This is a genomic window from Ruegeria meonggei (genome assembly GCF_042768335.1).
In the GTDB taxonomy this organism is placed as follows: Bacteria; Pseudomonadota; Alphaproteobacteria; order Rhodobacterales; family Rhodobacteraceae; genus Ruegeria; species Ruegeria meonggei.
Genome location: NZ_JAXHBT010000002.1, coordinates 561,075 through 574,951, shown reverse-complemented (window position 1 = coordinate 574,951; position 13,877 = coordinate 561,075). Strand labels below are relative to the sequence as shown.

Here is a 13,877-nt window from a genome sequence, read left to right as displayed (position 1 = left end):
TATTAAAGAGGAACTCCTATATGACTGATGCAGTAGATACAGCACCTCATGTGCCCCTTGGCGTAGGGGCCGTGCTAGGGGATTCATTTTCAATCCTTTTTCGCAGGCTTCCGGCAGTGGCTCTGCTTGGGTTCATTCCCGCGCTCATCGACGTCATTCTGAACAACGCCGTGGGGCTGGACAGTGCCGCAAACCTTGAACCTGGCGCTGATTTCGATACCGGAGGGTTCGCATTCGCATTCGGGATCGTGTTTCTGGTCAGCCTCGTCATGATGTCGGTCATCACAGCGACTCTGGTTCAACTGTCCTATGACACCAAACTGGGTCGGCCCACACAGCTGGTCAAATATCTGTCGACCGCGATCAAAAACCTGCCCGCCATTGTGGTTCTGTCGATTGTTGCGTCGATCCTGTATGTAATTGGATCTTTGTTTCTGATCATTCCGGGGATCTGGCTGTACGCTGTGTTTTCAATGCTGGTGCCTGTTATCGTCATCGAAGGGGCCGGATTTGGCGCATTGGGTCGTAGCGCAGAGCTGACCAAAGGATATCGTTGGCCAATCATCGGCGCATTCATACTGGTGTTCTTGTGCCTGTTCCTGTTTGGCTTTGTGACCGCCTTTATTCTGGCCATTTTCTCTTCTGGTAACTTTTTTGGCCTGGGTGTCTTGCTTGAGACAATCATCAACGCAATCTCTTATGGTCTGGCCAGTATTGCGGTTGCCATTATCTTCGCACGCCTCAAAGAGATTAAAGAAGGCGTCAGCGTCTCGGACCTGGTGGACGTGTTCAAGTAACGCATTCTCCGGCTGAATCAAACTGTTGCGATCCGATATCGACATGCCTGCGCGGTATACCGCATCGGGTCGCAACAAGAATACCCGCAGGCTTATTGTGGCTGTAGTCAGACCTGCCCTGTCAGGTCCTGCGCCAGCATCAGCGCATTGCCATCCGGGTCATAAAACGTGGCTGTGCTGACCATCCCCTCGATGGTTTCAGTTGCGCCGTCGAACCGGACGCCTGCCCCTTCCAAGGCTTGCCGCGCAACCGCGATATCGCCGATTCCAAACACCGGCACGGTATTGCCTGGCGACGGTTCCAACTGCTCTCCCAAACCCAGAGTCACGCCGGGGGTTTTGGTCTGCATTTCGCTCCAACCCGCGTCGTCAATATGGTGGATCAGTTCGAACCCGAGCATTGCGCTGTACCACGCAGCACTGACGTGCCGATCCCTGACTGAAATCGCCAGAGTGATCGTGGCGTCCAATGAAACAAGCGACATTTGACTTTCCCTTTGCAGAAAATAAAGTTACTATACTTTATGGACATTAAGTCACTTGTCAAGCTCACCTCGCGGGCATGGTCATTGAACATTCTGGCGGCACTTCATGAAGGGGTCCCCGGACGGCAAGCCCCCCTGCTGGCCGCAACATGCGCAGGTCGGACGTCCTTTTCCGCAAGCCTGGACCATCTGATCAAAATGGGGTTGTTGGAAAAAAACCCAGGTCATGGCCACCCGTTGCGGCCCGAGTTTCGACTGACCCCGTCGGGCACCCTTGCCGCCGAAACCGCCAGCAGGATCACAAAGGCAGTGCCTAAAGACACTCAATTTGCCCTATTGCGGCGCAGCTGGACGGTTCCCGTTCTGGCACTGACGCAAACACCGAGGCGGTTTTCCGAGATCAGATCCGGACTTGTGCCAATTACGGATCGGGCCCTTTCGAAGTCACTCCACCAGCTTGAGGAAATTGAATGGCTAAAACGCGATATTGATGTCTCACGACGGGTGCCGCATCCGACCTATCGCGCGGTGAACACCGGTATCGAGGTCACCCGTGCGGTTGCCCTGGCGATCTGACCCCCTACCCCGAGAGTTTGTTACAGCGTCGAAACAAAGGTTACATTGAGGCCTTCTTTCAATTTAAGTAAACTTGATTTGCGGCGCACCTTGGGGGGTTTGTTAGTTTTTTGAGGGGGTACGAGTCTGGTGCGTCGCACCCTGCCCCAAGCGCCCAAACGCGATTCGCCCGGCAAACTTCTTCTTGATGTCACACCCCAAAAAGACTGTGGTTGCAGCATACTGCCTAATCCATCACAGGATTGGCTGGCGCGGTTGGAACAGGGGTGGCTCATGGATCAGCGCTCAATCATCCTGACCGTCGGGTTTGGGTCGGTGATGATCAACACGATGCCCGTCTGGATCGGAGATCTGGCATCAGGAGCCGGGCTTTCGGACGGTATTGCAGGGGCTTTTGCCAGCCTGGTGCTATTGTCCGCGTCTCTGGCCTGTCTGGGATTGAGAGATGCCGAATATATCAGCCTGTCAAAAGTCGCTGCCCCAATTTGCCTGGCTCTGCTGGCACTGAGCCCACCCTCAGCCCCGCTTCTGCCCGCCCTTGCCTGTTGCGGGTTGGGAATTGCCATCGGCGCGCTGACCGGACGCGTCATCAGTGGGCTGGACGGCCAGAGCGACAAGTTAGCGGCGATCAGCCTTGCGCTGTCGATCGGGCTGGTCGTATCGCTGATCGTCTATCTGATCCTTCCGGTGCTGACCCTGTCTTCGCTGTGGTTATTGACGGCACTGTCCCTGGGAATGCTCGCCGTCAGAACGCCACAGATGCCCCCCTCATCACGGTTTCAATGGAACCACATCACCTCGGCCCTGCCGGTTCAGTACATTCCGTTTTTTGTCATGATGGGAGCCTATTGGACTTATCTTGAGCTGTTCGGCGCGCGGTTCGACAACGCCGGACAGTTGCCGTTCTGGCTGCTGGGCAGTTTGGTGACTGGCGCAATTGGCGCATTTTTGGCGGCGCGCATCCCCCCGAGCTGGCAGGCAAGGACGCAAGCCCGGGCGATGGTCGCAGCCGCTGTCACTGGCGGGTGCAGCTATTTGGCGCCCAATCTGGCCTTGTTTGGCCTGACCATTTTGGTGAACGGATTTGCCCTGTTTGTCTATTTTCCGCTTTACTTGGGCACGGCAGGCGACAAGGCACCCGGAGCCATGGCCGGATACCTGCTGGGCTTTGCTGTAGGTGGCGCCGCCGGTTCTGCCCTAATCTTCTCGATCGGGTATACCGCGTTGGCAGGGGCGATCCTGCTGTCCGGTTTGATCGGGCTTATGCAATCGGGCGTCCGGTCTCATCCGCGATGACCAACCCGGCCATACGCCAATGGGCCAGGGCTGATGAGACCAGGTCTTTGTTTGCTTCCCAAATTGCAAGTTCCTGAAACGCGCGGCCTTCAAACTCTGGAAACACCTGTTTCAGTAGGTCCACCTGTTCAGCGGCCGAGTCCAGATCCCCAAGCGCCGCATACAACCACACCAAATGCGCATGGTACCAATAGAAACCGGGCATCGGAACCTTTTGCATCTCGAACAGCGCGGCTTCGAACATACCTAACCGAGCATACCGCCAAACGCGGGCGAAATGGTACCAACCGGGATGTTCGGGACTGATATCCATGGCCTTGTCCAGCAGGCGCAGGGCGTCCTCTTCACGACCCAGAAACGCATAGCAATGGCCGATCTCTGACAACACATCCGAATGACCGGAATTCAATTCCAGCGCTTTTTGCGCCGCAAGGTCAAACCCGTCGACATCCATAGCAAACAACCGGCACATGGCCAGCGCGACCAAGGCAAACGCATTGCGCGGATCAGCCTGAGCCGCCTTTTCCGCCGCATCCGTAGCCAGCGCAAGCGCATCAACATCCGGGCGTTCGTTGACGTGATAGCGGAACTCCTCCAGCAGGATAACGGAATACGCCGCCCACCCATCCGCAGCGTTCGGGTGACGCTCCAAGGCCTGCGGAAACGCGTCTCGCAACCGGGCGTGCAAACCGATGTCATAGCTGTGATAGAACCGGCGAAAGTCCGAGACCAGCCGAAATATCGTCCAGCTTTCATGCGGCACTTGGGTGCGCATCCGCTTGACAGTTTCGTTGGCAACCGGGCTGTGCGGCCCTGCAAGACGACCAGCACAAATCTGGGCGATCCGGTCCAGCACGTCAAAGAGATCACCAACGGTTGCTTCACTGTCGAACTGTTCGGTCACAACCACAGTGCCCGTCGTTGTCGACACCAGTTGAACACTGACCCGCAGCCTGGTCTCAGTCCGACGCACGCTGCCTTCGACCACAAAGTCCGCGCCATAGCGTCGGCGTATCTGATCGTGGTCCAACCGGTCGCCTTGGATCGCGTCAGAGGTAGTGCGGGACAGCACCTTGATCTCGCTGAACCGGGACAGGCTAGAGATGGTTTCGTCGGTGATGCCTTCACACAAGAACTGAGCATCCGGGTCCTGGCTGGTGTTCCGAAATGGCAACAAGGCCAGACAGGGCGTGGCCAACTCTGTATCCGGCTTCTCGCCTGTGGGCTCGATCGCAACGGCCAGCCGGAACCCGACCCCATGCACCGTTTTGATAACCTGTTGCCTGGACCCGTTATCCCCGACCACGCGCCGGGCCTCTTTGATCGCGGTAGACAAGGTGGCGTCGGTCACAATCCTATCCCCCCAGGCCCGCAGGATCAGATCATCCTTGCTGACAACATCCCCACCTGCCTCGAACAACGCACGCAAAATGCCCAGCGACTGCCGGGTCAGCCGCTGTGTCTGTCCGTTACGCAAGACCGTCATCTGATCGAAGTCGATCTCGGTGTCTGAGATCCGCGTTTTCATTGCGCCACAGTATCCGCGAAGCCTGACCGCGAAAAGCCTCAGAACTTCTCAGAGTTTTCTCAGGTTTATCTCAAGCCTGCTCGACCTGGGCACCGTACCACATCCTCACTGCTTTTTGACGACAACCAGAAAACGGGAAGGACGTAACATGAAATACCGTAACGCATTGCCGCAACTGGCCGGCAAATCCATGATCACCGATGGTGGGCTTGAGACGTCGCTGGTCTTCAAGGACGGGATCGATCTGCCGCTTTTTGCGGCGTTCAAGGCGCTTGAGACAGATGCCGGAGTGGCGGCAATCGACGCCTATATGAAGCGCTTTGCCGAAATGGCGATCCGGGAAAAACATGGCTTTGTGATGGACACACCAACATGGCGGGCCAGCGCGCGATGGGCGGCTGATCTGGGGATCAGCCACGACACCCTGCGCGCAGTACATCAGGAAACGATCTGCACCCTTAGCAATTTGCGCAATGCGATGGAGGTCGAAGGCCAATCGCCTTTTGTCATCAACGGTGTCATTGGCCCGCAGGATGACGGATACGCTCCGACCCGCATTCTGACCGCGGATCAGGCGCAATCCTACCATGATGTGCAGGTAGGATGGTTCGAAGAGTTTGGCGCCGACATGGTCTCGGCCATCACGATGACCTATTCGGACGAGGCCATTGGCATCGCGCAGGCAGCCCGACATCATGGGATCCCGGTTGCAATCGCATTTACTTTGGAAACCGACGGGTTGTTGCCTTCGGGCGAGACCCTGCAACAGGCGATTGAGGCCGTCGACGCCGCAACGGGCAGCTACCCGGCCTATTACATGATCAACTGTGCCCATCCCGATCACTTTGCGCATGTCCTCGATCACAGCTGGACCAAGCGGATCATGGGGCTGCGCGCCAATGCCTCGCGTCTCAGCCATGCTGAGCTGGATGCCGCTGAAACCCTAGACGATGGCGATCCGACTGAGCTGGGTCAGCTCTATGCCGAACTATCTGCGATGCTGCCCAACCTGACAGTTTTGGGCGGGTGCTGCGGCACGGATCATCGCCACGTGTCTGCGATCTGCAAGGCGATGGCCGCTGCTTGATACGGCATTTTTGCCGGTGCTTAACGCCCCAAATCAATTGCCGCCTGCGGGGTAAGCCGCAGGTGCAGGAGAAACTTGTCTCTGAACCCAAAAGGAAAACACAATGTTCAAACCCATACTCTCAACCTTTGCACTGTTGACTTCAACCGCGATTGCCCAGGCCGATAGCGCCCCGATGTCCTTTGATGTGGCCGAGGATCACACACGGATATTCATGGCCGCCCAGCCAGTGCACGACAATGGCATGCCCGCCCATGGCAACGCGTTCCTGAGCCAAGGTTATATATACCCGGCTGGAACCCTGAACGACGGCGCCAAGGGGGTCAATCTGGACGGCACCCCGGCCTTTCCGGGGTTGGTTCTGGGCACCTGGACCTGTGACGGTTATTTTGTTGGCGATGGCGGCAATGCTACCTCGGGCGTTTGGGTCATCAGCCGGCAGGTCTTTGAATTCAACGATGGTGACACTGTCATCACCCAAGGCCCGGAAATCGCCGATATCGGTAAAAAGAACCTGCGCCCGATCACCGGTGCAACCGGGGACTATGCTGAAATCGAAGGCGGGCTGATTCAGACCACTTTGGGGTTCAACGATTTCATGGCCATCAATGCGACCTTTGCGTTCGAAACCGCCCCATCAGATCAGGCAGCTTATACCATCGACGAAGATGACGTTCTTGAGTGGGACTCGGGCGCGCCGGTTGGTCCGATCGAAGACCGACCGGATACCAACTCCTGATCATCACATGGCTGTGCCCGGTATCCGCCGGGCACACAAACAACACTTCAGACCAGACGAGAAAGACAATGAAGGACACATCACATCCAAACCTGCGCCGTGCCGTGCAGCAAGACGCCAGAGATCTGGCCAAACTTATAGACATCGCCGGTGAAGGCATCCCCTCGTGGCTTTGGGGCCAGAACACCGCTGAGGGTCAATCGCCACTTACTGTCGGAATTGCCCGCGCGCGGCGCACCAGCGGAGGTTTTTCCTACACCAACGCTGTTGTCTCCGAAGAGGCTGGCCAAGTTCTGGGCATGGCCCTGACCTACCCCATCGATGCCGCACCAGACACCGACATCGCCGATCTGCCAGACCCGATCAAACCCTTTGTCGAGCTTGAGGCCCTGTCGACCGGCACGTGGTTTGTGAATGCGTTGGCCACCTATCCGTCCAGCCGAAACCGGGGAATTGGAACCGTACTTTTGGCCAAGGTCGAGGAACAGGCTCGCCGCGCCGGATACTCTGAGATCAGCATTCAGGTCTATGGCCAGAACACCGGAGCACTGCGTCTGTATCAACGGCTGGGGTTTGAACCGGTCGCGCAAGCCCCGGTCCTCCATCACCCCTGCCCTCCCTACTACACGGGCGATGTCATCTTGCTGATCCGGAAGATTGCACAGCGGTCTGGTTGAGCGGCCGGACCTGCGGGAACAGTTCCTGTGCCTTCGCAGGTCAATTAATGGAATGAGATTAATATGTTGATAAAATTCAATTTTTCCAAGGCAACACTTCTTTTGGGCGTTGTCCTTCTGGCACCCATACTTGCCAATCCCGGATCGGCCCAGCAATCGCTCCGTCTGCCGCAACCGCTGGACGACCGGGATTTCCTATATGACGGCACACCGCCAGAGGATCTGGTCGAGCTGGGCCGCAACCTGTTTTTTGACCCGATCCTGTCCGGCAATCGCAACATCTCATGCGGGACCTGCCACGACCCTGGCAATGGTACTGGCGACGGGCTGGCCCTTGGCATCGGCGAAGGAGGGACCGGTATCGGGACAAACCGGATCACCCAAGACCCGGTCACCGGGCGGGTTCCGCGCAACGCTCAGGCCCTGTGGAACATTGGTGCCCGCGCCTATACCAGCATGTTTCACGACGGCCGGGTCGAGGATCTGGGCCTGACACAGCGCAACCCCGCCGGGCAGGCACTGCCCTCTGGTCTCGGCACTGCTTTGGTGGCGCAGGCCTTTTTCCCAGTGACATCACCGATCGAAATGGCCGGGCAATTTGGTGAAAACCCAATCGCAAATGCCGCAGCGGTTGAGGATCGTGCAATAGTCTGGTCCCTGCTTGCTTCCCGGGTCGCGGCAGTGCCCGGCTACATGACCCTGCTCAAGGCTGCATTTGCCGAAGTAAAACACCCTTCGGACGTCACATACACCCAATTGGCCAAAGCTCTTGCCGCCTTCCAGACAGTCGGTTTTCGCGCACATAACAGCCCGTTTGATCGGGTCCTGCGCACCGGAGACACCTCGCACCTGGCCCAGGACGCCCGCGCGGGGCTTGCTTTGTTTTATGGCGATGCTGGGTGTTCTGGTTGCCATAGCGGCCCGTTGCTGACTGACCATCAGTTTCACGCAATCGCCATGCCGCAGATCGGTCCCGGCAAGGGCCACGGGGCTGACCTGAGCTATTGGCGCGAGACCGGTTTACCAGGCCGCACTGAGGACGAGGGCCGGTACAGGGTGACCTTTCAAACCAGTGACCTTTTTGCGTTCCGAACCCCGTCCTTGCTTAATGTGGCGATCACCGGGCCATGGGGCCACAGCGGCACCTTTGACAATCTGGGCGCGGTTATTCGGCATCACATTGATCCGGTCGGCAGTCTTAAAACCTATGAACTTCCAGCCGGCACGCTGCCGAAAATAGACCGTATCCAGCGATTGGCGGCAAGGGGATCGGCACTGACCTTCAAACCACTTGAGCCTACCCGCCGGGACGCCTTTGCAGCCCGCGACACATGGGTAATGAAGACATTCACCCTGACCGACCGCATAGCAGCCGCCAACACACTGCCTGCCCGCGACAACCTGAGCGATGCCGATGTCAGATACCTGGTCGCCTTTCTCGAAACCTTGACTGATCCCGCCGTTGATCAGGTCGCCCGACTTGTGCCCAAGACCGTGCCATCAGGCCTGGATCCGCAACCCAACCGACAGACGGACTGTGACCTAGGGAAGTCCGGACATGAAGTGACCATTGCGGGTCATGTTAACCCTCTTGATGCCTGCTATGACAGATGCAGCAGAGCCCATAGGCTTGAACCCGACATGGGCCTGGCCAGAGGCACAAACAAAGCGGAAATCATTCGACAACAGCTAGGTCAATGTCATTCCTGGCCAGCATTTGTTGAATGTCCTGTGATGGTTGCGTGTCGGTAAAAAGCAGATTGATTTTGTTGGCCGCTTCTAAGGTCACCGGCGCGCGTTTTCCAAGTTTCTCACTGTCGGCAACAACAATCCGAACCTGCGCTTTGTTTATGGCGATGTTTGCCAGATTGGCTTCTTGCAAGTCGTGCAGCATGAATCCCTGATCCGCGTTCACCGCCCCGACAGACAGAATGGCGAAGCGTACGTTGAGCTGTTCGATCAGTCTTTGGGCTTCCAAACCAAAGGCACCACCGTCATGCGGGCGCAGTTCACCCCCGGCCATGAACACCTTGTTGTTGTTCCGCGATGCCAGTGTGTGGGCAACAAAGACTGAGTTGGTTACCACAAACAGATCACTGTGATAGCGAAGTTCCTGGGCCACATAGGCAGTGGTTGATCCGATATCCAGAAACAGTGAATCGCCATTGCTGATGGTTTCGGCTACCGCTTTGGCCAGGCTTTCCTTGGCGTCCACTTTCTTGTCAAGACGGCTCTCCAAGTTCGGTTCAAGAATGTCCTCCAGAAGATGGACGCCACCGTGCACTTTGCGAACGATGCCCCGTTCTTCAAGAGTACGCACGTTGCGCCGGATGGTTTCCAGGGTGACGCCTAACTCTTTGGCCAAAAAGCTTACCCGGCAGGATCCACCGGTTCGAAACAGTGCACGCACAATCTCTTCTTCGCGCTGGTTGGTCGTTCTGAGATTCATATCTTCGATGTACTTTCTAGCCCGCCAAATTGCCGATAATGCATATCATAATACCCACATAATGCAACATTGCCCGACAATTGGATGATGCTTTTCCCCGAGTGAATAAGATTATTTGGCTAAACGTGGTTTTTATTGACACAAAACCCCACAATGTGGTGATCTTTTGGCAATACCACCGATTCACCAAAAAACCACGATAGGGAGATGGTATGATGAACCTCAAATTGGGACTCAGTGCGTTAGCGTTTACAGTTGCAACGTCTGCAGCTTGGGCTGTTGAATCCACGGATCCGATCAAGTTGACACTGCACGACTGGTCCGGGCAGCTGATCAATACCAAGATCATGGGATCGATCCTGCAAGAAGCGGGATATAATGTCGAATACTTACAGGCAGACTATATTGCCCAGTTCGCGGGCCTGAAAACGGGCGACCTGCATCTGGCTATGGAAATATGGGAAACCACTGGACGCGAAGCGCTGGATGAGGCGACTGCCTCGGGCAACGTCGTCAATGTCGGCGAAACCGGCCTGATGGCGATCGAGGAATGGTGGTATCCGTCCTACATGAAAGACCGGTGCCCCGGTTTGCCAAATTGGGAAGCACTGAAAGACTGCGCCGAAGAATTCGCAACCGCAGAAACCGCGCCCAACGGGCGTTATGTCGGCGGTCCTGTAACATGGGGCGGATTTGATGAGGAACGGGTCGAGGCGCTGGAGCTTGAGTTCGAAGTTGTCCACGCAGGCACCGATGCCGCCCTGTTTGCAGAACTGGAATCCGCCTACCAGCGAGAAGATCCGATCGTGCTGTGGGTCTACGTTCCCCATTGGGCACCAGCCAAATACGATGGTGAGTTTGTGGAATTTCCACCATTTTCGGCGGAATGCTATAGCGAGCCGTCAGTCGGCGTGAACCCGGATCTTGCCTATGATTGCGGCAAGCCCCGTGGCCCGATCTGGAAAGCTGCCTGGTCCGGCCTTCAGGAAAAATGGCCTGGCGCGTATGACATTATCGAGGCCTACAACATCAACAACGATGAAATGAGCGCGATGGTCGGCAAGGCCGATCTGGACGGGGTGGATATTGACACCGTTGTCGCGGATTGGATGGAGACAAACAAGGATCGCTGGTCCGGTTGGATTTCCAAGTAGTCCGCCTTTTGCCGGAACGAGTAACTTCCTCTCCCCACTCGTTCCGGTTTTTTTCCACCCTGTGACTGGACGCCCGGATGACCCCCAAGACAAAACTATCCTGCCGTAACGTATGGAAACTATACGGCCCCAAGGCGGAATCGCTGCTGCGACAAAATCCGAACCCGTCAGCCGATGATATTCGCAAGGCGGGTGTGATCGGCGCGGTGCGCAGCGCCAATATCGATATCGCTGAAGGAGAGATTTTTATCATCATGGGTCTGTCCGGATCGGGCAAATCCACTTTGGTCCGCTGCCTTTCAAGGTTGATTGAACCCACCGCTGGAGAAGTCCTGTTCGATGACGCAGATTTGCTGAGCACCAGTGACAAAGAACTGATCGAAATCCGACGTCACAAGATGGGAATGGTGTTTCAGCATTTTGCTCTGCTTCCGCATCTGACAGTGTTGCAGAACGTGATGTTTCCGCTGACCATTCAGGCCACGCCCAAACCCGAGGCCAAAGCCAAGGCGCGCGACGTAGTAGAGTTGGTCGGCCTGAAAGGGCGCGAAGATAACTATCCACGCGAACTCTCAGGCGGGCAGCAGCAACGTGTCGGCATTGCCCGTTCTTTGGTGACAGAACCAGATCTTTGGTTTCTGGATGAACCGTTCTCAGCGCTTGATCCGTTAATCCGGCGCGAGATGCAGGACGAGTTTTTGCGCCTGCAAGAGCGCTTGCACAAAACAATCGTCTTCATCACGCACGATTTTGAAGAAGCGGTCCGTCTGGCCGATCGCATCGCCATCATGAAGGATGGTGAAATCATCCAGATCGCCACACCTGAAGAACTTGTGATGCACCCCGCCACCGACTATGTCGCCGAGTTCACCCGCCACATCCCACGGTCGAAAGTTCTGACAGTGGGGGGTGTCATGACTCCTGGCGTCAAAAGTGAAGGCGAGCCGATTCCGCAATCCACCCGCGTCTCGGATGTGGCAGAGCGGATCATAGCGGCGGATGCGCCGATTCCGGTGTCGGATGGGAACGGCCAGATTGTCGGAGGCATTGATCGCAAAGCGGTGGCGCATGTGCTGTTCGGCGCAGGGGACGCCGCATGATCCGCCTGAACCGCAGCCAGATCGTTATTCTGACGCTTGTTGTGGTCACGATTCTGTTGGGTTGGTTCGGTCGTGATCTGGGCAAAACGCTGGATGCGCGCTGGTTGACCAAATTCCCGTCAGCTTGGGTTATCCCGTTCAAAAGCTATATCTCGTCGGCGATGACCTGGCTGATCGAAGACGCAGCCCTTGGGCCAGTCTCGTTCACCGATGTCACGCGCGCAATCGCATGGCTGATCGAACAGCCCTATAACCTTGTGTTGACCCTGCTGGCGGATGGTTTTGTCCGCGGTCAGGGAAATGAAGCACAAGTTATTCTGCCCGCCATCAGCTGGATTGTCGTGATCGCCGCCGTGATCGCGCTGGGTCAGTATTGCCGCGACTGGGCGCTGGCCGCACTGGTGGGAGCGTGTTTCATATACCTCGCCGTTTTTGGTCAGTGGGACAGCGCGATGGTGACGCTTGCCTCGGTCCTGATCGCGGTTCCGATTGGTGCAGGCGGAGGTCTGATGACCGGCATAATCGCCTATCGCCACCCAACATTCGAACGCATCATTTCGCCCATTCTGGACCTGATGCAGACGATCCCGATCTTTGCCTATCTGGTGCCGATCCTGTTCATGTTCGGCTTTGGCCCGATCTCAGCGCTGGTTGCGACGATGATCTACGCCACGCCTCCGATGGTACGGATCACCACGCTGGCGCTTAAGGCCGTCGATCCCGAGATCCTGGACTTTGGGCGCATGGCCGGTACGACCCAACGGCAGCTGATGTGGCGCGTCTTGGTGCCCTCGGCCAGCCACAGCCTGATGGTGGGGGTCAATCAGGTGATCATGCTGACCCTGAACATGGTCATCATCGCCTCGATGATCGGGGCCGGTGGGTTGGGGTTCGACGTCCTCGCCGCGCTGCGCCGACTGGACATCGGCGCAGGGTTCGAGGCCGGGATCGCCATTGTCGTCCTTGCTATCGCGATTGACCGGCTGAGCCAATCCTTTGCCGAGCGTATGGGACAGGTGCATCACGAGATACCTGGCACGTGGATTACCCGCCATCGTCGAACGGTGCTTGTGCTGGTCCTGCTGGTTCTGACTTGGGTACTGGGCCAGTTCTCGCCCCTGTTGCTGGAGTATCCGGAAAACCAGACCATCACTACTGGCGCGTTCTGGGATGACACGGTCAAATACCTGAACGTCAACTATTTCGACACGTTCGAGGCGATCAAGGTCTTTTTCCTGACGTGGTTCATGATTCCGATCAAAACGGTTCTGCTGGGAATCCCATGGCCTTGGGCCATTGCCATGCTGACCTTGCTGGGCTGGCATGCTGGCGGCTGGCGGCTGGCGCTGCTGTGCGGAGGGATGGCCTCGCTGATCCTGGTCTCGGGCCTGTGGTCCAAAGCTATGGTGACGGTGTATCTCTGTGGTGCCTCGGTCATTCTTGCGACGCTGATCGGCGTACCGCTGGGCGTATTGGCCGCGTTGAACAAACGAGCCGGAGCAGTCATCAACTTGCTGATTGACACGCTGCAAACACTGCCCAGCTTTGTCTATCTGATACCGGTTGTGATGCTGTTCCGGGTCGGCGATTTCACCGCTTTGATCGCTATCGTCCTGTATGCGCTGGCCCCGGCGGTGCGCTATGCCGCTCATGGCGTGCGCTCAGTCAGCGGGGAACTGATCGAGGCCGGATTGGTTTCGGGCTGCACTCCCACACAATTGTTGCGCCATATCCGCCTGCCGATGGCCCTGCCCGAGATCCTGTTGGGCATCAACCAGACAATCATGCTGGCTCTGTCCATGCTGGTCATTACCGCCTTGGTGGGCACCCGCGATCTGGGTCAAGAAGTCTACATCGCTCTGACCAAGGCTGATACCGGCCGGGGTCTGGTGGCGGGTTTATCGATTGCCTTCATTGCCATCATTGCCGACCGGCTGATCAACGCGGGTGCCCGTCAGGCGCGCATCCGCTTTGGACTGGAGAATTGAG

At 57.0% G+C, this 13,877-nt stretch carries 13 protein-coding genes; 10 read left to right on the top strand and 3 right to left on the bottom strand.

Annotation, left to right across the window (positions count from 1 at the left end; genetic code table 11):
• Window positions 1-20: 20 nt before the first annotated feature.
• A complete protein-coding gene (locus SJY13_RS22655; RefSeq protein WP_377194588.1) occupies window positions 21-797 on the top strand; it encodes a hypothetical protein in 777 nt (258 codons plus the stop codon).
• 107 nt (window positions 798-904) lie between these two features.
• Here the strand turns inward: SJY13_RS22655 and SJY13_RS22650 are convergent, their stop codons facing one another.
• Window positions 905-1,282 carry a VOC family protein gene (locus SJY13_RS22650; RefSeq protein ID WP_377194586.1) on the bottom strand — a complete coding sequence of 126 codons (378 nt, stop codon included), beginning with the start codon at window positions 1,280-1,282 and terminating at the stop codon, window positions 905-907.
• A 39-nt stretch (window positions 1,283-1,321) separates the two neighbouring features.
• Here SJY13_RS22650 and SJY13_RS22645 point away from each other — a divergent pair, with 39 nt between their 5' ends.
• Both SJY13_RS22645 and SJY13_RS22640 read left to right on the top strand, forming a co-directional pair.
• Window positions 1,322-1,858, top strand: coding sequence for a winged helix-turn-helix transcriptional regulator (locus tag SJY13_RS22645; RefSeq protein ID WP_377194584.1), 537 nt, complete (start codon window positions 1,322-1,324; stop codon window positions 1,856-1,858).
• Window positions 1,859-2,131: 273 nt separating this feature from the next.
• On the top strand, window positions 2,132-3,154 hold the full coding sequence (locus SJY13_RS22640) for a hypothetical protein (RefSeq protein ID WP_377194582.1): 1,023 nt from the start codon (window positions 2,132-2,134) through the stop codon (window positions 3,152-3,154).
• On the opposite strand, the gene SJY13_RS22635 is transcribed toward SJY13_RS22640, so the two are convergent.
• A complete protein-coding gene (locus tag SJY13_RS22635; protein ID WP_377194580.1) occupies window positions 3,120-4,682 on the bottom strand; it encodes a winged helix-turn-helix domain-containing tetratricopeptide repeat protein in 1,563 nt (520 codons plus the stop codon). The genes SJY13_RS22640 and SJY13_RS22635 overlap by 35 nt on opposite strands.
• Window positions 4,683-4,830: 148 nt before the next feature.
• Between SJY13_RS22635 and SJY13_RS22630 the strand changes: the two genes are divergently transcribed.
• The 4 genes from SJY13_RS22630 to SJY13_RS22615 all read left to right on the top strand — a co-directional run bounded on the left by SJY13_RS22630 (window position 4,831) and on the right by SJY13_RS22615 (window position 8,937).
• The gene (locus SJY13_RS22630; RefSeq protein ID WP_377194578.1) at window positions 4,831-5,769 is read left to right on the top strand and encodes a homocysteine S-methyltransferase family protein; all 939 of its coding nucleotides are present in this window, start codon (window positions 4,831-4,833) and stop codon (window positions 5,767-5,769) included.
• A gap of 103 nt (window positions 5,770-5,872) precedes the next feature.
• The gene (locus tag SJY13_RS22625; RefSeq protein ID WP_377194576.1) at window positions 5,873-6,508 is read left to right on the top strand and encodes a hypothetical protein; all 636 of its coding nucleotides are present in this window, start codon (window positions 5,873-5,875) and stop codon (window positions 6,506-6,508) included.
• Window positions 6,509-6,576: 68 nt separating this feature from the next.
• A complete protein-coding gene (locus SJY13_RS22620) occupies window positions 6,577-7,185 on the top strand; it encodes a GNAT family N-acetyltransferase (protein WP_377194574.1) in 609 nt (202 codons plus the stop codon).
• A 63-nt stretch (window positions 7,186-7,248) separates the two neighbouring features.
• Window positions 7,249-8,937, top strand: coding sequence for a cytochrome-c peroxidase (locus tag SJY13_RS22615; protein WP_377194572.1), 1,689 nt, complete (start codon window positions 7,249-7,251; stop codon window positions 8,935-8,937).
• On the opposite strand, the gene SJY13_RS22610 is transcribed toward SJY13_RS22615, so the two are convergent.
• Complete coding sequence (locus SJY13_RS22610; protein ID WP_085824655.1) at window positions 8,861-9,634, bottom strand: DeoR/GlpR family DNA-binding transcription regulator; 774 nt, start codon at window positions 9,632-9,634, stop codon at window positions 8,861-8,863. The genes SJY13_RS22615 and SJY13_RS22610 overlap by 77 nt on opposite strands.
• Before the next feature lie 215 nt (window positions 9,635-9,849).
• On the opposite strand from SJY13_RS22610, the gene SJY13_RS22605 reads away from it, so the two are divergent.
• The 3 genes from SJY13_RS22605 (at window position 9,850) to SJY13_RS22595 (ending at window position 13,876) form a co-directional block, all read left to right on the top strand.
• Entirely contained in the window at window positions 9,850-10,788 is a 939-nt protein-coding gene (locus SJY13_RS22605; RefSeq protein WP_377194570.1) for an ABC transporter substrate-binding protein, read from the top strand.
• A 77-nt stretch (window positions 10,789-10,865) separates the two neighbouring features.
• Window positions 10,866-11,888: a quaternary amine ABC transporter ATP-binding protein gene (locus tag SJY13_RS22600; protein WP_377194568.1), complete on the top strand. Its 1,023-nt coding sequence runs from the start codon at window positions 10,866-10,868 to the stop codon at window positions 11,886-11,888.
• Window positions 11,885-13,876 (top strand): ABC transporter permease, encoded by a 1,992-nt coding sequence (locus SJY13_RS22595; protein ID WP_377194566.1) that lies wholly within the window; start codon window positions 11,885-11,887, stop codon window positions 13,874-13,876. The genes SJY13_RS22600 and SJY13_RS22595 overlap by 4 nt, the downstream gene beginning before the upstream one ends.
• The last annotated feature ends 1 nt before the right edge of the window (window position 13,877 follow it).

Coding starts and splice junctions, on each gene's coding strand:
- SJY13_RS22655 (WP_377194588.1), top strand. CDS start 21: ATGACTGATGCAGTAGATACAGCACCTCATGTGCCCCTTGGCGTAGGG.
- SJY13_RS22650 (WP_377194586.1), bottom strand. CDS start 1,282: ATGTCGCTTGTTTCATTGGACGCCACGATCACTCTGGCGATTTCAGTC.
- SJY13_RS22645 (WP_377194584.1), top strand. CDS start 1,322: ATGGACATTAAGTCACTTGTCAAGCTCACCTCGCGGGCATGGTCATTG.
- SJY13_RS22640 (WP_377194582.1), top strand. CDS start 2,132: ATGGATCAGCGCTCAATCATCCTGACCGTCGGGTTTGGGTCGGTGATG.
- SJY13_RS22635 (WP_377194580.1), bottom strand. CDS start 4,682: ATGAAAACGCGGATCTCAGACACCGAGATCGACTTCGATCAGATGACG.
- SJY13_RS22630 (WP_377194578.1), top strand. CDS start 4,831: ATGAAATACCGTAACGCATTGCCGCAACTGGCCGGCAAATCCATGATC.
- SJY13_RS22625 (WP_377194576.1), top strand. CDS start 5,873: ATGTTCAAACCCATACTCTCAACCTTTGCACTGTTGACTTCAACCGCG.
- SJY13_RS22620 (WP_377194574.1), top strand. CDS start 6,577: ATGAAGGACACATCACATCCAAACCTGCGCCGTGCCGTGCAGCAAGAC.
- SJY13_RS22615 (WP_377194572.1), top strand. CDS start 7,249: ATGTTGATAAAATTCAATTTTTCCAAGGCAACACTTCTTTTGGGCGTT.
- SJY13_RS22610 (WP_085824655.1), bottom strand. CDS start 9,634: ATGAATCTCAGAACGACCAACCAGCGCGAAGAAGAGATTGTGCGTGCA.
- SJY13_RS22605 (WP_377194570.1), top strand. CDS start 9,850: ATGAACCTCAAATTGGGACTCAGTGCGTTAGCGTTTACAGTTGCAACG.
- SJY13_RS22600 (WP_377194568.1), top strand. CDS start 10,866: ATGACCCCCAAGACAAAACTATCCTGCCGTAACGTATGGAAACTATAC.
- SJY13_RS22595 (WP_377194566.1), top strand. CDS start 11,885: ATGATCCGCCTGAACCGCAGCCAGATCGTTATTCTGACGCTTGTTGTG.